22 protein-coding genes are annotated in these 24,027 nt (G+C 51.6%); 6 read left to right on the forward strand and 16 right to left on the reverse strand.

The window, feature by feature from the left end; all coding sequences use genetic code 11:
- Positions 1-15: 15 nt before the first annotated feature.
- The 14 genes from CSR04_RS15640 to CSR04_RS15705 all read right to left on the reverse strand — a co-directional run bounded on the left by CSR04_RS15640 (position 16) and on the right by CSR04_RS15705 (position 15,171).
- On the reverse strand, positions 16-768 hold the full coding sequence (locus CSR04_RS15640) for a cell division protein FtsQ/DivIB (RefSeq protein WP_425427697.1): 753 nt from the start codon (positions 766-768) through the stop codon (positions 16-18).
- Entirely contained in the window at positions 765-1,697 is a 933-nt protein-coding gene (locus CSR04_RS15645) for a D-alanine--D-alanine ligase (protein ID WP_102797240.1), read from the reverse strand. Before CSR04_RS15645 ends, CSR04_RS15640 begins: the two co-directional genes overlap by 4 nt.
- Positions 1,694-3,142, reverse strand: a complete 1,449-nt coding sequence (gene murC / locus CSR04_RS15650; RefSeq protein ID WP_102797241.1) for a UDP-N-acetylmuramate--L-alanine ligase — start codon at positions 3,140-3,142, stop codon at positions 1,694-1,696. The genes CSR04_RS15645 and murC overlap by 4 nt, the downstream gene beginning before the upstream one ends.
- Positions 3,139-4,209, reverse strand: coding sequence for an undecaprenyldiphospho-muramoylpentapeptide beta-N-acetylglucosaminyltransferase (gene murG / locus CSR04_RS15655; protein ID WP_102797242.1), 1,071 nt, complete (start codon positions 4,207-4,209; stop codon positions 3,139-3,141). The genes murC and murG overlap by 4 nt, the downstream gene beginning before the upstream one ends.
- Positions 4,206-5,408, reverse strand: coding sequence for a cell division protein FtsW (gene ftsW, locus CSR04_RS15660; protein WP_102797327.1), 1,203 nt, complete (start codon positions 5,406-5,408; stop codon positions 4,206-4,208). Before ftsW ends, murG begins: the two co-directional genes overlap by 4 nt.
- Positions 5,409-5,410: 2 nt before the next feature.
- On the reverse strand, positions 5,411-6,718 hold the full coding sequence (murD, locus tag CSR04_RS15665; RefSeq protein WP_102797243.1) for a UDP-N-acetylmuramoyl-L-alanine--D-glutamate ligase: 1,308 nt from the start codon (positions 6,716-6,718) through the stop codon (positions 5,411-5,413).
- 8 nt (positions 6,719-6,726) lie between these two features.
- On the reverse strand, positions 6,727-7,809 hold the full coding sequence (mraY, locus tag CSR04_RS15670; protein WP_102797244.1) for a phospho-N-acetylmuramoyl-pentapeptide-transferase: 1,083 nt from the start codon (positions 7,807-7,809) through the stop codon (positions 6,727-6,729).
- A complete protein-coding gene (locus CSR04_RS15675) occupies positions 7,803-9,197 on the reverse strand; it encodes a UDP-N-acetylmuramoyl-tripeptide--D-alanyl-D-alanine ligase (RefSeq protein WP_102797245.1) in 1,395 nt (464 codons plus the stop codon). The genes mraY and CSR04_RS15675 overlap by 7 nt, the downstream gene beginning before the upstream one ends.
- Complete coding sequence (murE, locus tag CSR04_RS15680; protein WP_102797246.1) at positions 9,194-10,690, reverse strand: UDP-N-acetylmuramoyl-L-alanyl-D-glutamate--2,6-diaminopimelate ligase; 1,497 nt, start codon at positions 10,688-10,690, stop codon at positions 9,194-9,196. Before murE ends, CSR04_RS15675 begins: the two co-directional genes overlap by 4 nt.
- Positions 10,680-12,422, reverse strand: a complete 1,743-nt coding sequence (locus CSR04_RS15685; RefSeq protein ID WP_102797247.1) for a peptidoglycan D,D-transpeptidase FtsI family protein — start codon at positions 12,420-12,422, stop codon at positions 10,680-10,682. Before CSR04_RS15685 ends, murE begins: the two co-directional genes overlap by 11 nt.
- Positions 12,419-12,739, reverse strand: a complete 321-nt coding sequence (gene ftsL, locus CSR04_RS15690; protein WP_102797248.1) for a cell division protein FtsL — start codon at positions 12,737-12,739, stop codon at positions 12,419-12,421. Before ftsL ends, CSR04_RS15685 begins: the two co-directional genes overlap by 4 nt.
- Entirely contained in the window at positions 12,736-13,671 is a 936-nt protein-coding gene (gene rsmH / locus CSR04_RS15695) for a 16S rRNA (cytosine(1402)-N(4))-methyltransferase RsmH (protein WP_102797249.1), read from the reverse strand. Before rsmH ends, ftsL begins: the two co-directional genes overlap by 4 nt.
- A complete protein-coding gene (gene mraZ / locus CSR04_RS15700; RefSeq protein WP_102797250.1) occupies positions 13,671-14,129 on the reverse strand; it encodes a division/cell wall cluster transcriptional repressor MraZ in 459 nt (152 codons plus the stop codon). Before mraZ ends, rsmH begins: the two co-directional genes overlap by 1 nt.
- Before the next feature lie 265 nt (positions 14,130-14,394).
- Positions 14,395-15,171 (reverse strand): SapC family protein, encoded by a 777-nt coding sequence (locus tag CSR04_RS15705; RefSeq protein WP_102797251.1) that lies wholly within the window; start codon positions 15,169-15,171, stop codon positions 14,395-14,397.
- Between the two features lie 501 nt (positions 15,172-15,672).
- Here CSR04_RS15705 and CSR04_RS15710 point away from each other — a divergent pair.
- The 3 genes from CSR04_RS15710 to msrQ all read left to right on the forward strand — a co-directional run bounded on the left by CSR04_RS15710 (position 15,673) and on the right by msrQ (position 18,392).
- Positions 15,673-16,719 carry a PLP-dependent cysteine synthase family protein gene (locus CSR04_RS15710; protein WP_102797252.1) on the forward strand — a complete coding sequence of 349 codons (1,047 nt, stop codon included), beginning with the start codon at positions 15,673-15,675 and terminating at the stop codon, positions 16,717-16,719.
- 75 nt (positions 16,720-16,794) lie between these two features.
- Entirely contained in the window at positions 16,795-17,790 is a 996-nt protein-coding gene (msrP, locus tag CSR04_RS15715) for a protein-methionine-sulfoxide reductase catalytic subunit MsrP (protein ID WP_102797253.1), read from the forward strand.
- Positions 17,790-18,392 carry a protein-methionine-sulfoxide reductase heme-binding subunit MsrQ gene (gene msrQ / locus CSR04_RS15720; RefSeq protein WP_102797254.1) on the forward strand — a complete coding sequence of 201 codons (603 nt, stop codon included), beginning with the start codon at positions 17,790-17,792 and terminating at the stop codon, positions 18,390-18,392. The genes msrP and msrQ overlap by 1 nt, the downstream gene beginning before the upstream one ends.
- 493 nt (positions 18,393-18,885) lie before the next feature.
- Here msrQ and CSR04_RS15725 read toward each other — a convergent pair whose 3' ends face one another.
- Together CSR04_RS15725 and zapE are read right to left on the reverse strand one after the other, a co-directional pair.
- Positions 18,886-19,281, reverse strand: a complete 396-nt coding sequence (locus CSR04_RS15725) for a DUF3718 domain-containing protein (protein ID WP_102797255.1) — start codon at positions 19,279-19,281, stop codon at positions 18,886-18,888.
- A 234-nt stretch (positions 19,282-19,515) separates the two neighbouring features.
- Positions 19,516-20,610: a cell division protein ZapE gene (gene zapE / locus CSR04_RS15730; protein WP_281259796.1), complete on the reverse strand. Its 1,095-nt coding sequence runs from the start codon at positions 20,608-20,610 to the stop codon at positions 19,516-19,518.
- Positions 20,611-20,848: 238 nt separating this feature from the next.
- Between zapE and CSR04_RS15735 the strand changes: the two genes are divergently transcribed.
- The 3 genes from CSR04_RS15735 to CSR04_RS15745 all read left to right on the forward strand — a co-directional run bounded on the left by CSR04_RS15735 (position 20,849) and on the right by CSR04_RS15745 (position 23,993).
- Entirely contained in the window at positions 20,849-21,286 is a 438-nt protein-coding gene (locus tag CSR04_RS15735; protein WP_102797257.1) for a ZapG family protein, read from the forward strand.
- Between the two features lie 79 nt (positions 21,287-21,365).
- The gene (locus CSR04_RS15740) at positions 21,366-22,739 is read left to right on the forward strand and encodes a DegQ family serine endoprotease (protein WP_102797258.1); all 1,374 of its coding nucleotides are present in this window, start codon (positions 21,366-21,368) and stop codon (positions 22,737-22,739) included.
- A gap of 153 nt (positions 22,740-22,892) precedes the next feature.
- Positions 22,893-23,993 (forward strand): trypsin-like peptidase domain-containing protein, encoded by a 1,101-nt coding sequence (locus CSR04_RS15745; RefSeq protein WP_102797259.1) that lies wholly within the window; start codon positions 22,893-22,895, stop codon positions 23,991-23,993.
- Positions 23,994-24,027: the final 34 nt, after the last annotated feature.

Raw genomic sequence — 24,027 nt, forward strand, 5'->3', positions numbered from 1 at the left:
AATCTTATCCGCCAGTCAGCCTTTGCTGATCTCGGCCGTTGTTTTCTGCCATCCCACGGCCAGGCCCGTGTCATAGCGAAGGTCTACGTATTCGGCCCGGCGCTCATCCTTTTTCAGCAGTGGATAGATATCCACAAAGCGCTGAAGGCGGTCGATAAACTCATCCCTGCCCAGGTTTAAACCCAGCCCATTGTCTAAACGCAGATTCCAGGCAAATCGCTCTGTCAGCACCAATTCACTTACCGACACCCCAGAGCGAGCCAATAAAGCCTGCATCGCCCGAAAGCCCTGTAATGCTGTCTGCTCGCTACCTTGCGGTCCATACAACCTAGGTAATGCCAGCCCTTCTGGTTGCCTGGCAATAAAGGTGCCGCCCTGAACGTTCAGCAACATATCATCATTCCAGTTGGCCACTACCTGCTGTTCCACCACGTGAACATGCAGATTGTTTGGCCAGTCCTTACGAATTGACGCCCGGTACACCCAAGGCAGGGCCTCGATATCCTGCAGGGCGCGCTCAATATCCAGCTCAAAGAAGCTGCCTGGCTGATTCTTCCTAATCGCGTTTTCAACGTCTTGCTTCACCAGGTATTTAAGTTCACCTGATACTTTTATATCCCGCACCGGTAATTGCTGCTCATCATCCAGCCACACATTCAGGCGGTATGCCGCATACCCCATCCCCACCAGTACCACTACCAAAAACACCATGCCCCACCACAACTGCGGCCCACGGGCCGGTTCAGGCAGGACCTGTAACTCATTCACCGGCTAACCTCCGAGGTTGCCAGAATTTCCAGGGTCAGCTCCGCAAAGCTCATCCCAGCTTGTTTGGCGGCCATAGGCACCAGACTTTTCTCAGTCATACCAGGAACCGTATTGGCTTCCAGCAAATAAAACTGCCCGGCCTGGTCCTGCATAAAATCGATTCGTCCCCAACCACTGCCATTTACTGCAGTGAAGGCCCGACGGGCCAACTCAGCCAGACGGCTTTCGGTTTCTACATCCAAACCGCTGGGACAAAAATACTCCGTACTGGAAGCCTGATATTTGGCTTCATAATCATAAAACGTCCTGGGAGTTTGCATGCGGATAGACGGTAGCGCCCTTTCGCCCAGCAGGCTGACGGTAAATTCCTGACCAACAATAAATCTTTCCACCAACACCTGGTGGTCATATAAAAAGGCTTGCTCTATGGCTGCGGATAATTGTCCTGCATCACTGACCTTGGTCATGCCGATACTGGAGCCTTCATTCGCTGGCTTGACCATTACAATGCCGCCTAAACGGACCATTATATCTGCGCAGTGTTCAGCATTAAAGCTGGATTTATCAATAACTTGGTATTCGGCAGTAGGTAAATTCAAGGCCTGCCATATCCACTTACTGCGTACTTTGTCCATGGACAAAGCAGAGCCAAGTACGCCGGAACCGGTATAAGGGATAGCCAACTGTTGCAGTGCCCCCTGCAGGGTTCCGTCTTCACCACCCCGGCCGTGCAGCATGATCAACACCCGGTCAAAGTGCTTGTTCACCAGCTCGGTGAGAGGCTGGCTGGCCGGGTCAAATGCATAAGCGTCCACGCCCTGGCTTTTAAGCGCGTTCAGCACTGCCTGACCGGATTTTAGCGACACTTCACGCTCCGCCGAGGTGCCACCAAACAGCACCGCGACTTTGCCGAACTCAGCAACCTTCATGCAAGGTTCTCCTTAGCCATCTGCGTTACATTCAGTTGCATTTTTTGCAGGTCCTTCGCCAGCTTACCTATGTTGCCAGCACCCTGCGTCATCAGCAGGTCGTTATCCTGTAGCAATGGCGCCAGAATGGCCGGTAATTCCTGTGGACTGCTGACATATACGGGTTCTATTTGGCCACGCTGGCGAATAGAGCGGCACAAGGCTTTACTGTCCACTCCTTCGATGGGCGCTTCGCCAGCCGAATACACCTCCAGCAGGAGCAACAAATCCACCTGCGACAGGACCCGGACAAAATCTTCGTATAAATCGCGGGTACGGGAATATCGATGTGGCTGGTAGGCCATCACCAGACGTTTGTCAGGCCAGTTGCTTCTGGCGGTAGCGATGGTGGCTTCCACCTCTGTAGGATGGTGACCATAATCGTCCACCAACACCACCTGACCGTTACCGCTGTCAAATTCGCCCAGATATTCAAAGCGCCGCCCGATGCCCTGGAAAGAAGCCAATGCTTCCACCACTTTGTTTTGTTCAAGCCCTTCTTCCAGTGCCACGGCAATGGCTGCCAGTGCATTCAGCACATTATGTCGCCCAGGCAAACCGAGTTTCACATCAAAGCGTTCACCAGACTTTTTCTCCACCGTAAAACAACTGTGATTAAAGCCCTGGGTTAGATTCACTGCCCGGTAATCCACACCATCCTCAAAACCGTAAGTGAGGTACTGACGACCAATTCTTGGCAGCAGGTTGCGAATAACCGGATCGTCACCACAAACGACCGCCAGGCCGTAAAAAGGCAGGTTGTGCAGGAAATCTACGTAGGTGTCTTCCATCTTCTGAAAGTCACCCTGATAGGTATCCATATGATCTGCCTCGATATTGGTCACCACGGAGACCATCGGCTGCAGATGCAAGAAGGACGCATCGCTTTCATCCGCTTCGGCAATCAGATAACGGCTGCTGCCCAGCCTGGCATTGGTGCCGGCACTGTTGAGTAAGCCGCCGATCACGAAAGTGGGATCCTGCCCGCCATGGGCGAAGATGGTAGCAATAAGACTGGTGGTAGTGGTTTTACCATGGGTGCCAGCAACGGCGATACCATGACGAAAACGCATCAGTTCTGCCAGCATTTCGGCACGGCGAATCACCGGGATGCGATTCTCTCTGGCCAGTTGAATCTCCGGATTCTGTTTGTCGATGGCACTGGACACCACGACCACGTCCACATCACGCACGTTGTCTGCCTGGTGGCCGATAAAAATTCTGGCCCCCAATCCTTCCAGTCTGGCGGTCATACTATTCGTACCCAGATCAGACCCGGATACCTGATAACCTTCGTTCAGTAACACTTCGGCAATGCCACCCATTCCGGCACCACCAATGCCGATAAAATGAATGCGTTTAATTCGGCGCATCTCCGGAACGGTGTAATTGGCGGTACTACTCATGCCTGTTGCTCCGCTAGTTGTTTGCAATACTGCGCCACCTTTTCAGTGGCATCCGGCTTAGCCTGACTCAGAGCTCGCTGGCCCATCTCCACCAGTCTTGCCGGATCATGCAGTAACTGCATCAAGGTCTGTTTAAACTGTTCCCCGGTCAGACTTGGCTGAGGGGCTAAAATAGCTGCGTTGGCACGCACCAACACCTGTGCATTACAGGTCTGATGGTCATCCACAGCATGGGGTAAAGGAACGAAAATTGCCGCCAGACCACTGCTGGCGATCTCCGATACGGTAAGTGCACCAGAACGGCAGATCACCAAATCTGCCCAGGCATAGGCCTGCCCCATATCCTGAATAAATTCTTCAACCTGCCAGTTATTCTGTTGGCCCATATGCTGACGGTAAGCATCAGTGGCTTCTGCCAGTCGCCCACCACCGCATTGATGACGAATCTCAATATTCTGCAGGCCGGCAAAATGTGCGGGTAACAGTTCATTCAACGCTTTAGCCCCCAAACTGCCCCCCACCACCAGCACATGCACTTTGCCTTCGATTTGGCGATATGGCTTTGGCAAAATATTGCGACGTACGGGATTACCCACCCATGCCACTTTCGCGCCGGGCTTAAAGGTCTGATCAAAACCGCTCAGCACTTTTCTCGCCAGGCGGCTGAGTAATTTGTTGGTCATACCAGGCACGGCATTTTGTTCATGAACAAGCAAAGGTATTCCGCACAACCAGGCAGCCATGCCTCCGGGGCCGCTGGCAAAACCGCCCATGCCCAATACCACATCCGGTTTAAAGGCCTTGATTGCGCGTCTTGCCTGCCAAATGGCGTGGATAATACTAAATGGCGCTTTGAGCAGTCTCAGCAATCCATTACCCCGCACTCCACTGATGCTCAGAAAACTAATAGGGTAACCTGCGGCGGGAACAACCTTGGCCTCCATCTTCTGTGCAGTGCCCAGCCAGTGGATTTGCCAGCCTTGCGCCGCTAACCAATCAGCCACCGCCAGCCCCGGGAAAACATGCCCACCAGTGCCACCGGCCATAATCATAATCCTGCCACTCATGACACTTTACCCCGTTTACGGTCACTCAGGGCCTGGACACCGTCCATACGCAATTCAAAATCAATTCTGAGTAACAGGGCGACCGCCATGGCCATCAGAATCAGGCTGTTACCACCATAGCTGACCAATGGCAAAGTCAGCCCTTTGGTGGGCAGAATGCCTGCACTGGCCCCGACATTAACGGCTGTCTGGAAACTGAACCAGATACCAATGGCATGGGCCAGATAGCCTTCAAATGGCCGCCCCTGCTGTAACGCCAGGTTACCCAGCCGCAAGGCTTTCAATACCAACATCAGCAACAATGCCAGTACAGCGCAGATACCGACAAAGCCCAGTTCTTCTGCCAAAATGGCGGCAATAAAATCGGTATGGGCTTCAGGCAGATATTCCAGTTTCTGCAGACTGTTACCCAGACCCTGACCAAATATATCCCCCCGCCCATAGGCCATCAGTGACTGAGTCAATTGGTAGCCACTGCCAAAGGGGTCCGCCCAGGGATCCAGAAAAGCGGTAATACGTTTAAGGCGGTACTCTTCAAATACAATCAGTGCGACCACGGCACACAGCCCACTGAGCAGCAAACCAAAAAACTGCCAAAGCTTGGCCCCGGCCAGAAACAGCAGACCTATAGTGGTGGCGAACATCACCACTACGGTACCCAGATCCGGCTGCATCAAAAGCAGCAAGGCCAGAATAAACAACACCCCCAACGGCTTGATAAAGCCTTTGAGGTTTTCTGTCACTTCTTCATAACGGCGCACCAAATAGCCAGCGAGATAGCAGAAGAAAAATAGTTTGGCCGGTTCAGCAGCCTGGATGGTAATTGGCCCCAGTGCCAGCCAACGAGTACTGCCATTAACATTCCGCCCCACCAGCAATACCGCCAACAGCAACAGAATAGCCAATAACAGCAACCAACCGTTGAAGGTACGCCACCAGCGCATGGGCAGTTGCATGGTGACCAGTGCCGCCACCATGGCTATGCCCATATAAATACCGTGTCGGATAGCAAAGTGAAAAGGATTGTCATAAATACGCGCCGCTGCGGGCATGGATGCCGATGTAACGACGATCATACCCACCGACATCAGCGCCAGGGCGATCAGCAACAAACCCAAATCATAAGGGCGCATGCCACGCACATCGTGACGTAACTGAAACAAACGCTGCAGATTTTGCCCCATCAGGCTTTGCGGCATATTCATGGCAATGCCTCCACAGCCTGGGCAAACACCTGACCACGGTGATGGTAGTTATCAAACATATCCAGACTGGCACAAGCCGGGGACAGCAGCACCATATCACCGCTGTCAGCCAGGCTATCGGCCAGGGCAACGGCCTTGGCCATACTGTCAACCAGCTCAGCACCGGATTTTAATGCGGCTATTGCCGGACCGTCTTTACCCAGACAGATAAGTTTGTCCACCTTGGCCAGACTGGGAAGCAATTCGTTAAAGTCCGCCCCTTTACCATCCCCACCAGCAATCAACAGCAGCTTGCCCGACACTTGCCCGCGCAAGCCGTTAATAGCGGCCTCGGTAGCACCAATATTAGTGCCTTTGGAATCGTCCACCCAACGCACACCACGGTGCTCACGCACCAGCTCACAGCGATGTGGCAGACTTTTAAAGCTACCACAGGCGATACGAATACCTTCGGTTGTGGCGCCACCCGCCAGCGCCAATGCAGCGGCGGCCTGTATATTCAGCAGATTATGTTCGCCTACCAGGCTGCACTGATGCACATTCAGCAGTGCTTCCCCCTGATTTAAGACCCAGCCGCTGTCAGATTGATAACCCAGCCCATCAGCTGGTGAATCAAGACCAAAGCTGATGATATTTGCGCTGTGCTCGGGACGAGTTAGGGCATCCAGACGACTGTAAACACAAAGTGCGGCCTGAGCATAAATACGCAGTTTTGCTTGCCGGTAGGCGGCAAGGTCAGCATAGCGGTCAAGATGATCAGGGCTGATATTCAGGATGGTGGCTGCCTTGGGTGCCAGACTGTAAGTGGTCTCAAGTTGGAAACTGGACAGCTCCAGCACCGCCACATCATAATCCTGAGCGAGTAAATCCAGCGCCGGTGTGCCGATATTACCGCCCATGGCGGTTTTAATACCGCTGGCCTGCAACATGTCACGCACCAGCGTGGTCACCGTACTTTTGCCGTTGGAACCGGTGATCGCCAGCACAGGTTTGCGGTTAAAGCGGGCAAACAGCTCTATATCACCGATCACCTCGACACCTGCGGCTTTGGCAGCCTGTATGGCAGGGGCAGCCAATGGCAGCCCGGGACTAAGCAAAATCAGTTGCGCCTGGCTAAGCCTGCTGGCATCAAAGGGCCCAAGATGCACTTTCACATCCTCGGGTAGCTGAACATCCAGGTGCGGACGACTGTCATAAGCCGTGACTTTAGCGCCTTGTGCCAACAAAAAGCGCACGCAAGACTGCCCGGTCAGGCCCAGCCCTACTACTGCTACTTGTTTGTCGACCAGCTTATAGTTCACTATTCGTCCTGCTACCTGAGTTTAAGGGTGGCCAGACCCACCAACACCAGAATTAAAGAAATAATCCAAAAACGTACAATCACCCTCGGCTCCGGCCAGCCTTTCAGCTCGTAGTGGTGGTGAATAGGTGCCATACGAAATATCCGCTGCCCACGAAGCTTGTACGAGCCCACCTGCAGAATCACCGATAGGGCTTCCATCACAAACACCCCCCCCATAATCACTAACACCAGTTCCTGGCGAACCAACACCGCCAGAATTCCCAATGCGCCCCCCAATGCCAGCGAACCGACATCGCCCATAAATACCATGGCCGGATAGGTGTTGAACCACAAAAAGCCCAGCCCGGCGCCGACAATGGCTGTACAAACAATCACCAGCTCACTGGTCAGAGGAATATGTGGAATATTCAGATAGGCAGAGAAATTCACATTGCCCGTTACATAGGCAAAGATGGCGAAAGCCCCCGCCACCAGAATAGTCGGCACAATAGCCAAACCATCCAGGCCGTCGGTGAGGTTCACCGCGTTGCTGGTGCCAACCAGCACAAAGTAGGTCAGCACCAGATACATCAACCCAAGTTGCGGCATGACTTCTTTAAAGAAAGGCACCAACAAGGCAGTTTCTGCGGCCTGCTGGCTGCTGCTGTACAAGTAAAACGCCACCAGGATAGCCACCACAGACAGCCAGAAATACTTCCAGCGGGCAATTAACCCTTTGGCATCCTTGCGAATCACTTTGCGGTAATCGTCGACAAAGCCAATCACCCCATAGCTGGCCACCACAAACAGGGTGACCAGTACATACCTGTTGGTCAGGTCGGCCCAAAGTAACGTGCTGCTGATGATCGCAGCCAGAATCAGCACCCCGCCCATGGTTGGGGTACCGGATTTGGACAAATGCGACTGAGGACCGTCGGTTCTGACCGTCTGCCCGATTTGCATATGCTGTAACCAGCGTATCATGCGCGGTCCCAGTACAACGGAAATCACCAGGGCGGTCAGGGTGCTTAAAATCGCCCGCATCGTCAGGTAAGAAAATACGTTAAAGCCTGTATCGAACTGCCGTAACCACTCGGCCAGCCAAATCAGCATGCGATACGCTCCCTGGCCCGTTCAAACTTTCCCACGGGAGACTCCTCGATGGCTTTAACCACCCTTTCCATACGTGCGCTACGCGAGCCCTTAATCAAAATGCTGATATCACGTTGTTCGCTTTGCAGTTCGCCTTGCAGGTAGGCAATCAGGGCGTCCACCTCGCTGAAATGTCGCCCCGCTGCACCAAACTGGTCACTGGCCTGTTGACTCAATACGCCCAAACTGAAAAGGTTATCCACCCCTCTGGATAGCGCATACTGGCCCATTTCTTCATGGTAAAAACGGGCTTTTTCACCCAGTTCGGCCATGTCACCCAAGACTAAAACCCGACGACCTGGAAAACTGGCCAGTAAGTCGATGGCTGCCTGTGTAGAGGAGACGTTGGCGTTATAGCTATCGTCAATCAGCCTGACCTGATTGGTCAGCGCCTTAATATTCAGGCGACCACGTACTTGGCCCATCTCCTGCAGCCCCATCTTGATGTCTTCCAGGCTGGCGCCCACTTCCATGGCAAGAGCAGCAGCACACAAGGCATTGGAAACATTATGCATACCCGGAACGGCCAAGGTCAGATCCAAATTACCTTTGGGTGTGTGCATCTGGAACTGTGCACAACCATCCATACCCAATGCCACATCAGAAGCATGGAAATCACCGGCCGCTTCACCGAATTCCTGAATGCGCAGGTGATTCAGTTTGCCTTTCCAGAAGGCCAGAAACTGGCTATCGGCATTGAGCACCGCCAGGCCCTTGTCAGGTAAGCCTTTGAATATCTCGCTTTTAGCCCTGGCGACACCGAACAGGCTACCAAAGCCCTCCAAATGAGCGGCGGCAGCATTGACAATGGTGGCCACATCAGGCCTGGTCAATGCCGTGGTGTAGGCAATTTCACCCAGATGGTTTGCCCCCAGCTCTATCACCGCATACTGATGATCGGCTTCCAGTCGCAACAGCGTCAGGGGCACACCAATGTCGTTATTGAAATTGCCCTGAGTGGCCAGCACTTTGCCCTTGCGAGACAAAATAGCCGCCACCATTTCTTTTACTGTGGTTTTGCCGCTGCTACCGGTAATGGCAACGGTTTTAACCGGCACCAGTTGCCTGACCGCACCGGCCAGTTTACCCAGCGCCAGTTTGGTATCCGGCACCAGAATAAAGGGCAAGCTGCTTTTCACCGGCTGACTGACAATCAAAGCGGCAGCGCCTTTTTGTTCTGCCATTTCGACAAAACCATGCCCATCAAAATTTGGACCGGACAGAGCGACAAACAGGTCACCCGTTTGCAAAGTGCGGGTATCGGTACTGACCCCGCTGATATCCTTGTTTTCACCTTGCAGCTCGGACTGCAGTTGCTCAGCAATCCATTCAAGTGTTACAGAGATCACGCGCTTGTCCCCTTTATTAATGCCGATGCGAAGGCCCGCTCGTCATAGTTGATCTTGTTATTGCCAATAATCTGATAGTTTTCATGGCCCTTACCGGCCAGCAGAATCACATCTCCGGCCTGGCATTCACTCATCGCCAGGCGGATGGCAGCCTGACGATCCAGTTCAATCAGAGCCGATTCCTGGTGCTGCATACCGGCCTGAATATCCCTGGCAATAGCCAATGGCTGTTCAGAACGGCTGTTGTCATTGGTGATAATGGCCAGATCAGCCAGTTGCTCGGCTATTTTTCCCATCAGTGGTCGTTTGCCTTTATCCCTGTCACCACCACAACCAAACACGCATAACAGACGCCCTTGGGTATGCAGCCGCAAGGCCTTCAGCGCCTGCTCCAGTGCATCCGGCGTATGGGCGTAATCCACCACCAATGTGGGCAGGTTTGGCTGATGAAAAACCTCAAGCCGACCAGGTACGGTACTGATGTGCTGAACGGCATTCGCGACCTTTTGCAACGAATGACCAAAGCTGAGTTGGACAGCCATGGCAGCCAGCAGGTTCAATACATTAAATTGCCCTAACAAAGGGGACCGTATTTGTACCTCACCCCAGCTGCTGATAATGCTGATTTGGCAACCATCAGGCTGATAATTTACAGCGCTTGCCAGCAGATAAGGCTGCTCAGGATAAATGGCTTGCTGCATGCCGTAGAACACAATATCCATGCGTCCGCGAGCCTGCGCCAGCCAGTTTTCACTTTCGCCTTCATGCTGGTTCAGCACCGCAGTTTTCAGGCCTTTTTGCTCAAGTAACAGGCGCTTGGCCGCCGCATAGCGACTCATATCACCGTGATAGTCCAGATGGTCACGAGTTAGGTTGGTAAAGACCGCCACATCGGTTTTGACACTGGCGATACGATGCTGAACCAGGGCATGAGACGATGCCTCCAGCGCCACCAATCCGGCGCCTTTCTCCTGCATCTGGCGCAACAACCTATGCATGCTGATGGCATCCGGTGTGGTATTGGTACCTTCTTGCACTTGTCCAAGCAGTCCCGCTCCCAACGTGCCTATGGTGCCAGCGGTCTGGCCCATGGCCTGACTCAATTGGGCAATAAGCTGCACTGTGCTGGTTTTGCCGTTTGTTCCTGTCACGGCTGCCACTTGCAGTTGCTCGGCCGGATAAGCATAAAATTGGGCGGCCAAGGCAGACAGCTTCTCTGCCAGCCCGTAAAACTGCACAATCAGCGATTGCTCGCGCATTTCCATGACACCGTGCGCGCTGGCCTCGGTAGTTTCAGCCAGGATGGCTTTAGCGCCCAAACTGATTGCCTGGGGAATAAAATCCCGACCATCCAGTTTGTGGCCAATCAGCGCCACAAAGAGTTTATGAATGGCGACATCACGGCTGTCCAGCACCATATCTGTCAGTTCAATGGCGGGTGCATCAATACCAAATGGCAGCAACAACTGGCGCAGGGTCATATCATGAATCATGTCGTCCCCCTTTGGCTGCTGACGCCAGGGAATTCACCGTCTTGTCGTCTGGTGGCACGTTCAGAAGCTGCAGGGCACCGGCCATTATGCGGGCAAAAGTTGGCGCGGCAGTATCTCCACCATGGTAAAGATCGCCGCCTGGCTCATTTATCATCACTACGACCACAAGCTGGGGATCAGAGACCGGCGCAATACCGGCAAAGTTATTCACGTATTCTTCCCCATAACCACCCGCAACCGCCTTGCGGCTGGTACCGGTTTTGCCTGCGACCCGATAGCCCGGCACTCTGGCCTTAGTTGCCGTTCCACCGTCCAGTACTACCGTTTCCAGCATTTGCACCATAGCCTGCGCATTGCCTTTGCTGAGCACTCGCTCTGATGACACAGTCTGATTGGACTTGATAATGGACAATGGGCGCTTAATCCCGCCTGAACCTATCACGGAATACATGCGCGCCAGTTGCATTGACGTCACAGCGATGTTGTAACCGAAGGACAAGGCTGCCAGTTCATGCTGAGACCAACGGGATCTGTCGTGAAAAATCCCGCCGCTTTCACCGACCAGATGCGTGCCGGTATCGCCAATCAGTCCCATCTGGTAATAGAGTTCGATAAAGTGTTCTTTAGGTACAGACAACGCCAGTTTAGACGTGCCCATGTTACTGGACTTACGGATAATACCGGTCAAATCCATCTCGCCGTAATTGCGTGCATCCTGTACCAGGCTGCCCCCCAGGCGCATCCACCCTGGCGATGTATCAATAACTTCATCCAGTTTGACACTGCCAAATTCCAATGCCGCCAATACCGCTAATGGCTTGGCCGTTGAACCTGGTTCAAAGGTGTCGGTAATGGCGCGATTGCGGATCCGATGCGGCGACACGCCAACCCGGTTATTGGGGTTGAACGATGGGCTATTCACCATCGCCAGAATTTCACCACTGTGAATATCCACTACCACCACGGAACCAGAAGCCGCTTTGTAAGTACCCACTGCCTGTTTCAGCTCTTTATATGCAAGCGCCTGAATGCGCTGATCTATGGTTAGCTGTAAATCCTTGCCGGGTTCACTTTGTGTTTCATCAAGAATTTCAACCTGACGCCCCTTGGCATCGCGGCGAATTTTACGTTCACCCGGTGTGCCGGTTAACCAGTCGTTGTAAAGCCGCTCAATGCCTTCAATGCCCCGGTCATCCACATCGGTAAAACCGATTAACTGCGCGGATACTTCCCCCACAGGGTAATAACGGCGTGATTCGTTGCGTAGGTAGATTCCGGGTAAATCCAGTTGATCAACATAATCGGCCATGGCGGGAGAGACCTGGCGCTGGATATAAACAAAACGCTTTTTAGGGTCGCCAAGCTTGGCACGAATGTCTTTTAGATCCTGTCCCAACACTTCTGCCAGGGCCTGCCAACGGCGCAGGTCGGCAAATCCGCCGTTATCATGAACCAGCTTGGGGTCTGCATAGATAGCCCGTACCGGCACACTAACCGCCAGCTCTTCACCGTTACGATCGGTAATATTGCCTCGGTGAGCCTGGGTATAGCGGGTACGTTTGGTTCGATTATCACCCTGCTGAATCAGTGAATCCGGTTCGATAACCTGAATATAGGCCGCCCTGGCGACCAACGTCGCAAACACGCAGACCACCACGAAGGCCACCAGCATAAAACGCCATTCCACCAGGCGTGGCTTTTGGTTTTTCTTGGCTTGACCGGCGGTGCTCATTTTATTCTCACCACCACTTCGTCTTCAGGTTGCGGCCGACGCATATTCAGTTGCTTACGCACCAGCGTTTCCACCCGGTTGTGTTCGGTCAGTGCGCTTTGCTCAAGCAACAGATGGCGCCATTCCACATCCAGTTGATCACGCTGTTGCATGAGCTGTTCATGGACAATAGTCAGTTGACGGTTGTGGTGAGAACTGAGAATCACCGCAGCTGCACTTCCCAGTACCATTAAATACAACAAAACCCGCCCGGGGTGGCGAGTCAGGTCAGTCCATATCAGCCCAACCAGGCTGAATTGGGTTTGGCCATCTTTCATAGCTTTTCCGCCACCCTGAGCACCGAACTTCGAGCCCGGTTGTTAACCGACAGCTCAGCTTCGGACGGCATAATAGCCTTGCCCACCAACTTCATGGCTTTGCTGGCGTTCAATTCTGCCTCGGTGAGTGGTAGCCCGTGCGGCACCTGACGGCCCCGGCTTTGCTCACGCATAAAGCGCTTCACCAGCCGATCTTCCAGGGAGTGGAAGCTGATGACGGCCAGGCGGCCACCGGAATTTAATGCGGTCAGAGCATGTTTTAACGTGTCGGTGACTTCATCCAGCTCGCGGTTAATAAAAATGCGGATAGCCTGAAAACTGCGGGTAGCCGGGTGCTTATGTTTGTCTTTAAATGGCACCGCCTGATCGATAAGCTCCGCAAGTTGTCTGGTGCGGGTCAGGGGCTGCTCGTCACGGGTGGTCACAATGGCATGTGCAATACGCCTTGCGAAGCGTTCTTCTCCGTATTCTTTGAGTACCGGTACGATTTCTTCCAGATCCGCCTGTGCCAGCCATTGTGCGGCACTGATCCCCCGGGTGGTGTCCATGCGCATATCCAGCGGACCGTCACGCATAAAACTAAAGCCACGTGCGGGGTCATCCAGTTGTGGTGAGGAGACCCCCAGATCCATCAAGATACCGTCAACTTTGCCCACCAAGCCCAGATCTTCAACCACATTCAATAGATTGGAAAAAGCGCAATGGAAAATCTGAAAACGCTTGTCATCAGCAAGTGCCTGAGCGGCCTGTATAGCCTGAGGGTCGCGGTCCAGCCCGATAAGACGGCCAGTTTCGCCCAGGTTAGCCAAAATGGCACGCGAATGCCCGCCGCGGCCAAAAGTCGCGTCGAGGTAGATGCCGTCTGGTTTTACTGCTAACGCCTCAACGGATTCCTGCAGTAACACCGACTGATGAACAAAATCGGTGGACATTAGAATGAAAAGTCCTGAAGTCTCTCGGTTAATTCGAAACCGCCCTGCTGTTCGGTTTCAATATCAGCATGAATTTGCTGTTGCCAGATTTCTGCGTCCCAAATCTCAAATTTATTGAGCTGGCCAACCAACATGACCTGTTTATCCAGCCTGGCATGCTGGCGCAGCGGCCCTGACAACAAAAAACGCCCGCTGTTATCCATATTGCCTTCCAGCGCATAACCCAAAAGCAGGCGTTGCAACCGGCGTTCATGGGGGTTCATACTGGACAGGCGAGCCAGCTTTTGCTCAATTTCTTCCCATTCGGTAAGTGGGTAAAGCAGCAGACAGGGTTGCTGACTATCTATGGTACACACCAGCTGTCCCTGACAATCATCCAGCAAAGACTGCCGGTAACGAGTTGGAATCGTTACACGTCCTTTGTTATCCAGACTGATTGCGTTAGCGCCGCGGAACATTCCCCATGCCTTTTAAAGTTATTTTTTCCACTTTCTGCCACTTTTACCCACAAATGACAGTTTAGGTATCCCCAGTACAGAGTGTCAAGGAATAAAAATCTGCGCTTTTCCGGGCTGCAAGCCAGATATATCAAGGGTTTTGTGGAAGTAATTGATAAGGTGGAGAAAAGTGGTAGCTTGTGAGTATCGATGTACTGATTTAAGAATTTTTACTATAGACAGGAGAGGACAAGTGGGGCGGACTAGCGATACCGCCCCATTTTTACTAGTTAGCTTTTTCTGCTTCAGCAGGCTGAGCTTCGGCCTGTTCTTTAGGCAGAATCTGAATAGAGGCAATAGGCTGTTCAGATTTTTGCGAAAACTGCACCAGGCGGTTCAGTTGGCCCATAGAACCCAGCATGGCATAGATAGCGCCAAGGAAACCGTTGCGGTGCAATTTCAGTACCTGCTCGTCGTCCAACTTCAGCAGTTTCTCTTCGCTGACGTTGTATAAACCCACCAATTGGCGTTGCTCGCCATTGGCATAACGAATGCCCAGGCGCACTTCATCAACCAGATCCAGATCCACCAGTTGCTTAACAAACTCCTGGGTTACGTTTTCGCTGTTAACCAGATCAGACAACATACGCTGGCGGCTTTCCAGGTACTCGGATACTGAACCATCTTCTTTAAACAGCTCAAAACCATCATCTTCGCCCACCAGCTCACTGTCTTTGTCAATAAAGATAGACAGCTGTTCACCATTGGGACGCACATCAAAAGGATAACGCTGCAGATTTAATGGGGCGAAATGGCTCTGCCAGCCTTCTTCAGAGAAATACAGGTTCACACCTTCGTTCAAACCATACAGACCGGCCACATGATAACGATTGGCAGATTCATCTTTGATCAACACCAGTGGAACGGCGCTGGACGCGCGCGCGAATTCACGAATAGACACACCAACCAGGTGCGAGGCTTTACCATGAGCCAGAGTGGGATCCTGCTTAACCTTCAGCTTCTTGTGAGCTTCCTTATCCAAAATAACGTAGTTGCGAGCCATGTTTCAGTTCTCTTTTTATATGAATGTGAATGACTAAGTGGCGCCAAGTGTCCGCTATTTCAAGGCAAATGTCATCCGCCAGGCGCAACTGCTTGCATTTTATTCAATATGTGCTACTGCACCGAAAACTTAACATCTTAATTTACCAGCAGAAAAACGCGGCTACTCAAATATACAAAATTAGCTGGGAGGATTGAGTGACTCGCAACACTTTGTAGCTCTAGTAACAGAACCATGAGTTTATATAGTGCGTTACAAGCTCTTCTTCAGGCTGTTTTGGCTTTGTGTTGCGATGCTGGCACTAACCAGTTTTACCGAGCAACAGAATCCGACCACAACACGTCCGGCTCCGCGTGTAGTGCCGATGCAATAACCCAATTTGATTACGCTGTTGTCGAATTTAATACTACCTTTTGATATAAGTTATACCCATTCTTAACATCGGCACACTCATCTTTGCTAAAGGTTAGTGCCACTCCAAATACAAAGGCAATACTTCATATGTGCAGAGAATGGGCTCACAAGGCCATTGAAAGTATTCAGGCGGATTTCCAACGTTCTTCAGACACCCATTTGATCAAACTCGAAGTACCGGGTTTTGAACAAATTGATTTCTACTTAAAAGATGAAAGCACACACCCTACCGGCAGTTTGAAACATCGATTGGCACGTTCGTTATACCTGTATGCCCTGACCAATGGCTGGATTAATCAACAAACCACCATCATCGAGTCATCCTCTGGCAGCACGGCGGTATCTGAAGCTTACTTTGCCCGACTACTTGGCTTACCTTTTATTGCAGTCATGCCCAGGCATACGGCGCAGCGAAAGATTCAGCAAATTGAGTTTTATGGCGGACAATGCCATTTCGTTGAAAAAAGTGACCAGATCTACGCGGAGTCCATGCGCCTGGCCAAAGAACTCAAGGGTCACTATATGGATCAGTTTACTTATGCAGAACGAGCGACTGACTGGCGGGGCAACAACAACATCGCCTGCAGTATTTTTGAGCAGATGCATTACGAACGCCACCCCATCCCGGCTTGGATTGTTATGAGCGCAGGCACCGGTGGCACCAGTGCCACTATTGGCCGTTATATCAGATATAAATGCTATGACACCCGCTTATTGGTGGTAGATCCAGACCATTCGGTGTTCTACCCCTACTTTCTCTCCGGCAATGCCAATCTGACTTCCTGTGGCAGTAAAATAGAAGGTATTGGTCGACCAAGGGTTGAACCCTCGTTTGTCCCCAGCGTGGTGGACGATATGCTGCAGGTGGCGGACGGAGCCAGTATTGCCACCATGCTATGGCTGGAAAACCTGTTGGGCCGCAAGGTCGGGCCGTCAACCGGCACCAATATGTGGGGGGCACTGATCAAAGCAGATGAAATGCGCCGACAGGGTAAGGGTGGCTCCATTGTCACCCTGTTGTGCGACAGCGGTGAACGTTATCTTGAAACCTACTATAACAAGGATTGGGTGGCGCAAAATATTGGCGACTGCAGCCCGAATCAGCAAGCTTTGCAACAAATGTTACAGAGCTGAGCATGGCACTGCTGAAACAAAATAACCGTTTTGCCTGTCATCTCTGGTATCCCTGTTAACGGAACCAGAAACATTATGCTGATTAAGCGCCCCACATCCTGGACACTTAAAGACAATCAGGTAACAGACGAAAAAATCTACCAGCAAAGGCGGCATCTGTTAAAGCAAATGGGCTTTATCGGTGCCGGGGCGCTGCTGGCCTCGCATCAGGCCAGCGGCATCAGCTTATTTGGCGATGATGAACCCAGATTTAAAACTCATGTGCTGGACTATGCTGAGGCGCAACAGCAAAGCCAGATTCTGACACCTGAAACCAAGGTTACCAGCCATAACAATTTTTATGAATTTGGCACCGATAAAAGCGATCCCAAGGCCAATGCCCAGGCATTTCAGGTCGATCCCTGGCAGCTCAGAGTGGATGGCCTGGTGGAAACCCCTTTTACCCTGTCGTTTGATGAACTATTCAAATTAGCGCCACTGCAAGAACGCATTTACCGCCTTCGCTGTGTCGAAGCCTGGTCTATGGTGATCCCCTGGATTGGCTTCTCGCTGAATGCCTTGTTGAACAAAGCCCGGCCTCTTAGCAGTGGTAAATATGTTGCCTTTGAAACGCTGTACGACCCTAAGCAGATGCCAGGTCAAAACAACCCTTTTCGCGGCGGCGGTATTGATTACCCCTATGTAGAAGGCCTGCGTATAGACGAAGCTGCACATCCGCTGAGTTTTCTGGCGGTAGGGCTTTATGGTAAAAGCCTGCCGGCACAGAATGGCGCCCCTATCCGCCTGGTGGTGCCCTGGAAATATGGCTTTAAAAGCATTAAATCCATTGTACGAATCAGCGTGGTTGATAAGCAGCCACCCACTACGTGGAATCTGTTGGCGGCACAGGAATATGGCTTTTACGCCAATGTTAATCCCAAAGTGGATCACCCACGCTGGAGTCAGGCCAGAGAGAGACGTATCACCACGGGTGGCCTGTTTTCCAGTAACCGAATCGACACACAGCTGTTCAACGGCTATGACGAAGTGGCCAGCCTCTATTCTGGTATGGATTTAAGGCAACATTACTGATGGTTAGAGGACTGAGTCGCAGGAACATCTTCTGGCTCAAGGCTCTGATTCACTTACTCAGTCTGGGCTGGGCCTTGCTTACCTATTACCGGGCCGGTACGGATCAGTTAGGCGGCGATCCTGTAGAGGGCATTTTGCACTTTACCGGCATCGGGGCATTTAACCTGCTGTTGTTATGTCTGATTATTTCGCCACTGGTCAGGTGGTCTCGTATCAGCCAGTTTATGCAGGTGCGCCGGTTACTGGGGTTGTATGCTTTCTTCTATGCACTGCTGCACCTGGCCAGTTACATTCTGTTCGAGTTGCAATTGGAATGGCAGTTGCTGCTCAGTGAAATTGTCAAACGGCCTTATATCACTGTAGGTTTCAGTGCCTGGATAATTCTGCTGGCCCTGACACTGACCTCAAACAAAGCCGCCCAGCGCCGTCTTGGCCGCAACTGGCAAAAATTACATAACTGGGTTTATCTGGCCGCCGGACTCATTGCCCTGCACTATATCTGGTCGGTAAAGTCCGATATCACACAACCGCTTGTGTATATCGGGGTGTTGTTACTGCTGTTAAGTTTCAGAAAAGATAAGTTACTGAAGCTGTGGCGTTGAGATGGCAGATGGCAGATTGAACTGACCCCAATAAAGTAGACAAGGGTTGCAAACTATTGTTTTCAAATGCCATAAGCCAGGCTCCGCCCGCCAGGGATGGCGGTAGTGCAGAAAACGCAGGAGCAGTTTTTCTGCCCGTCCATCCCTGGACATCGCCGGTGAATGCTCCTGCTACACCGGCATACGCCCGCCAAGGATGGCGGAAGTGCAGAAAACGCAGGAGCAGTTTTTCTGCCCGTCCATCCCTGGACATCGCCGGTGATTGCTCCTGCTACACCGGCATACCGTCCATCCCTGGACATAAAAAACCCCGCTGTGTTGCGGGGTTTTGCATAAGTTGGGCTAAAGCACTCTCTCAAATTAAGAGGCGTCAAGACCTTCAAGAGAGTGCTGCCCAATCCTGTGGAAGCTGGACGATGCCAGCCGCCTTAGTCCGTTTAATCAGCTAATTTATGTTCGAAAGTCTGAATCTGAGACGCCGGATAAAATTCTATCAGTTGATCCTGGCCAACAATTCCTGACCTATGGGACTGGCGATATGGCCATTACTTTCTGCCCACTGTTGCAGCAGTTGCCCATCGGCTTCGGCCTGAGTCAGGTCAGATTTGCTCATTTTTTTGATCATAAAGGTGCCGACTTCGTTGGCGCCATTTTCCATCGCATAGCGAATCAGGCTATTGCCACCACAGCTGATCCCTGTGTAGTAGTCACCCAAACGCAGGTTGTAGTCATCCTGCACTTTTTTGACTTTCTTACGCAGTTCAGATTTATCATCGTTTTTTACGATGGTGCAGATATTCTGCAAATCTTCGTTGATATCGGCTTGGCTCACAGGAGTAAAAACGAAACCTACCAGGCTGGCGATAACTGCAATAGCTGACTTTTTCATGGGTGTTGCCTCTAAACAAATTTATACATTCGGGTCTTGACGGAGATAAGCTTATAAAAGGATTGGCAAAGGTGACAGACTAGCGCCAGTACCTATGTATAAGTTCTTATACCCTAGCCTGGGCAACCGCAGGAATGCGATGCTTACCCCGCAGTACAATGCAGATGAAATAAGCAATAGTCTTAGCAAAAGACAGGCTTCAACAGAGGTGTTGCCTGTCTTGGTTAACTTGATTTAAGGCAGGTGCTGTAAAGCGAGATAATCGTGAGACTGCATTTCTTTCAGGCGACTCAGGCAGCGCTTAAACTCAAAGTTCAGACGCCCCTCGGTATAAAGCGCCTCTAACGGCACCGCCGCCGACATAATCAATTTGACATTGCGCTCATAAAACTCGTCCACCATGGCAATAAAACGCCGGGCAATATCGTCCACTTGCTGCCCCATTTGTTCCACATTGGCCACCAGCACAGTGTGGTAGCAACGACTCAGCTCCATGTAGTCAGCCTGACTGCGGGGACCATCACAGATAGCGCGAAAGTCAATCATTAGCACCCCATCAGCCTCACGCAAACTCTGAATTTTACGTCCTTCCACTTCTATTGGTTGGTGTTGAGTACCTTCTTCCGGTGCCAACTGGATAAAGTATCTGTGCAAATTTTCCGTGGCATCTGTGTCCAGTGGATGATGATAAATTTCTGCTTGTTCGAGAGCCCGAAGCCGGTAATCAGTACCGCTGTCGACATTCACCACAGCGCAGTGCTGCTTAATCAAATGAATGGCAGGCAGGAACCTGGCCCGCTGCAAACCATTTCGGTACAACTCATCCGGCACAATATTGGAGGTGGCAACCAGCACGATACCATGACTGAACAGTTCCTCCATCAAGGTACCTAAAATCATCGCATCGGTGATGTCCGACACAAAAAACTCGTCAAAACAGATCACTCTGGCTTCTTTAGCAAAGCGTCTCGCTACGGTTTTCAGGGGGTCAGACTGGCCAGCCAGGGCCTTAAGTTCATGATGCACCTTATGCATAAAACGATGAAAGTGAATGCGCATCTTGTGCTCGAACGGTAAGCATTCAAAGAAGGTATCCACCAGATAGGTTTTACCCCGTCCTACCCCGCCCCAAAAATACAGACCTTGAACCGGGGCAGGTTGACCTCTGCTGAATAGCCCTTTCAAGCGCCCCGTCACGCCTTTCTTGGGCTTTTCCACCAACAACTTTTCATACAGTTCCTGCAGATGCCGAACCGCATTCTCCTGCGCAGAATCGGCAAAAAAGTCCGGCGATTGCAGATCCTGCTGGTATTTTTGCCACGGGGTCATAGATAACATGTGTCGCGATCCACTGATGATGCCAATCGACTCAAATATGTCCCAACGGACGGCCGAATGCTTGAATAAAAATAAACTGGCCGCATAGTTTGCGTAGCGGGTATTATTAAGTAAAGGGTGTCGGCGGTAAAATCTGCACTTTGATCGCTTGATAGCGGCAAATGCCGTTTTCCACTGCCACCATGTTTGCACGCCGCGTGCTTTTTGTTGTTTATTTGGGGGAGAGGTTATGGACTGGATAGTAGGACTCTTGCTGCTGGTGTGCGGGGCTGTCATCGGCTTTTTTGCGGCCAGATACAGCCTGAACAAATCGGGTGACAAACAATCCGGTATGGCGATAGAGCAGGACATCAAACGCTTGATGTCAGAGCAGGCCGCTATCCATATCAGTGAATGTCGTCAGATGCTGGCTACAATCGACCAACAAAGCGAGATGCTTAAGAGCCAGATGGAGAACTACGAGTCTCTGCTGACTCAGGTGGACACTGAGCAGGACAAGCCTCAGCTCAATTATTTTGGCGAGCAGGCGTCAGCCTATTTGCGCAATCAAAGTAAAAAACAACAACCGGTCAGCCAGACCACAGACTATCAACCCAGGGATTATGCCAATGCCGGGACGGGTTTGTTTAAAGGTACCGGTAAAAGCACGTCATCGTCTGCGGACTAAATTTGCATTGAACTTTCTACCCGCCCACTGTGTCTGTTGAATACTTTTGTCCTTGAATCAGCCTGGAGAAATAGCAGCAATGAAAACAGCCTTTGGACGAAACATCACCAAGGTATTTGCCATCAGTGCACTGGCCATAGCCAGTGCGTCATTCACTACCAGCGCCGCCATTCCGTTTTTCGGCGACGACGATAAGGTGCCTTCATTGGCCCCGATGCTGGAAGAAGTGAAACCCGCAGTCGTAAGCATCTCGGTGGCTGGCACGCAGGTGTCCAGACAAAGAGTGCCGGAAATGTTCCGCTTCTTTTTTGGCCCCAACGCACCAGACGAGCAAGTGCAGGAACGTCCGTTCCGCGGCCTGGGTTCCGGCGTCATTATTGACGCAGACAAAGGCTATATCATCACCAACAACCATGTGGTGGATCAGGCCGATAAAATCACCGTCACACTGGTTGACGGCCGGGAATTGGAAGCCAAAAAACTAGGCTCTGACGAACAAAGTGATATTGCCTTACTGCAGGTCAAGGCCGACAACCTGCATGCAGTTAAAGTGGCCGATTCAGACCAACTTCGGGTCGGCGACTTTGTGGTGGCCATAGGTAACCCCTTTGGCCTGACCCAAACAGTTACCTCCGGTATTGTCAGTGCGCTGGGCCGCAGTGGTCTTAATATCGAAGGTTATGAAGACTTTATTCAAACCGATGCTGCCATCAACCGTGGTAATTCAGGTGGCGCTCTGGTTAACCTGCGCGGCGAACTGGTGGGAATCAATACCGCCATTTACGGCCCCAACGGCGGCAACGTCGGGATTGGTTTTGCCATTCCTTCCAATATGATGAAGAACCTGTCTGATCAGTTAATTGAATTTGGTGAAATTCGCCGCGGTCTGCTGGGCATTCTTGGTGGCGACCTGGATTCCGAACTGGCCAAGGCCATGGACCTGGATGTACACCAAGGTGCATTTGTACGCGAAGTGAATGCCGGTTCAGCGGCGGAAAAAGGCGGTATTGAACCAGGTGATATTATTTTGTCCATTGATGGCAAGGATATCCGCAGCTTCACCGAACTGCGCGCTAAAATAGGCACATTAGGCGCTGGAAGCAAAGTGAAACTAGGGCTGCTGCGCGATGGTAAACGCAAGAATGTGGAAGTCACCCTGGGTGATTACACCTCTGCTAATGTCGCCGCCAGTGAAATTCACCCCTTCCTTGAAGGTGCGAATCTGTCAGATGGTAAAACGGAAGACGGTATCAATGGTGTGTTAGTCTCAGATATCGCCAGTCGTTCGCCTGCTGAAAGGCTGGGATTACAGAATGGCGATGTAATAGTAGGCATCAACCGCCAACGTATTCAGAATGTCAGTGAGTTGCGCAGTTACCTGCGTGACAATGAAGGCGTAGTAGCCCTGAATATCAAGCGAGGTAAGAGCTCGCTCTATCTGGTGATTCGTTAATTCGCACCAGATTGCCACCAAAAGGCTGCCTCCCGGCAGCCTTTTTTCTGTCATAACAGTATCTTGCTTATTACTCAGTGCTGCGCCTTGATACTGTCATCCACTGCATGACAATGCTATCCTCTGGGCAGTTTTGAATCATCATCAGCGCCCGTGAAAAATTCAAGTTGGCTCGTTTTCTTGATTAAGTCCATATTGCTGGGCATTTTTGTTGCAGGCATTCTGCTGCTGGCTATGCCAGAGTTACGCAACAATGCAGGCCTGAGCTTCAACCTGTTTCAAAGTGCAGGAAGTAAGCCCCCGCCGTTGAGTTTTGCCGAGGCCATAGGCAAAGCCGCGCCTGCCGTTGTAAACATTTACAGCACCAGCTACGACACCAGGCCACTGTATTATCGTCGCCAGCCTATTGAACGCACCAGTTTGGGCTCAGGTGTGATTATGACGTTTAACGGCCATATCCTGACCTGCTACCACGTAATTAAAGATGCTGAACGCATTAATGTGATGTTACAGGATGGCCGTATACTTGAAGCCTCCTTAGTGGGACAGGACCCTCACACGGATTTGGCAGTACTGAAAGTAACAGACGAAAATCTGCCGGTTATCCCCCAGAGCGAACAGTACAACACCCGGGTTGGTGACCTGGTATTAGCCATTGGTAATCCCTACAACCTTGGTCAAACCATTACCCAGGGCATTATCAGCGCCACTGGCCGTGGTGGACTGAGTAACTATGTCAGTAACGCCAACTACGCCGATTTTATCCAGATGGATGCGGTACTAAATGAAGGTAACTCCGGTGGCGCACTGGTGGACAGCAACGGCACATTAGTGGGCATCAATAATGCCAATTTCAAAACCCTGGATCGTAACCGCCGAATAAAGGATGTGGCCGGCATATTCTTTGCCGTGCCTTATGCACTGGCCAAACGGGTTATGGACGATATTATTGCCCATGGCCGGGTGATCAGAGGCTATCTGGGCATTAGCGGTGCGGAAATTATCAGTGACGCCGGCATTCTTGTCACCGGTGTGGACCCTTTAGGTCCGGCGGCGCGCTATGGGATTCGCACTGGCGACATTCTGGTAAAAATTGACGGCAAGCCCATCGAAAGTACCTTTAAAACCCTGGATCAGGTTGCAGAAACCGCCCCTGGCTCCGAGTTAACCTTTGAACTTCTGCGAGAGGACGAAGACAAAAAACGCACCACCGTCAGCGTTACCGTGAAAGTATCTGAATTAACCAGTAGTTAGACCCAAGCAAAAAAGGCCGCAATGCGGCCTTTCT

This window comes from Bowmanella denitrificans, from assembly GCF_002887595.1.
GTDB lineage: Bacteria > Pseudomonadota > Gammaproteobacteria > Enterobacterales > Alteromonadaceae > Bowmanella > Bowmanella denitrificans.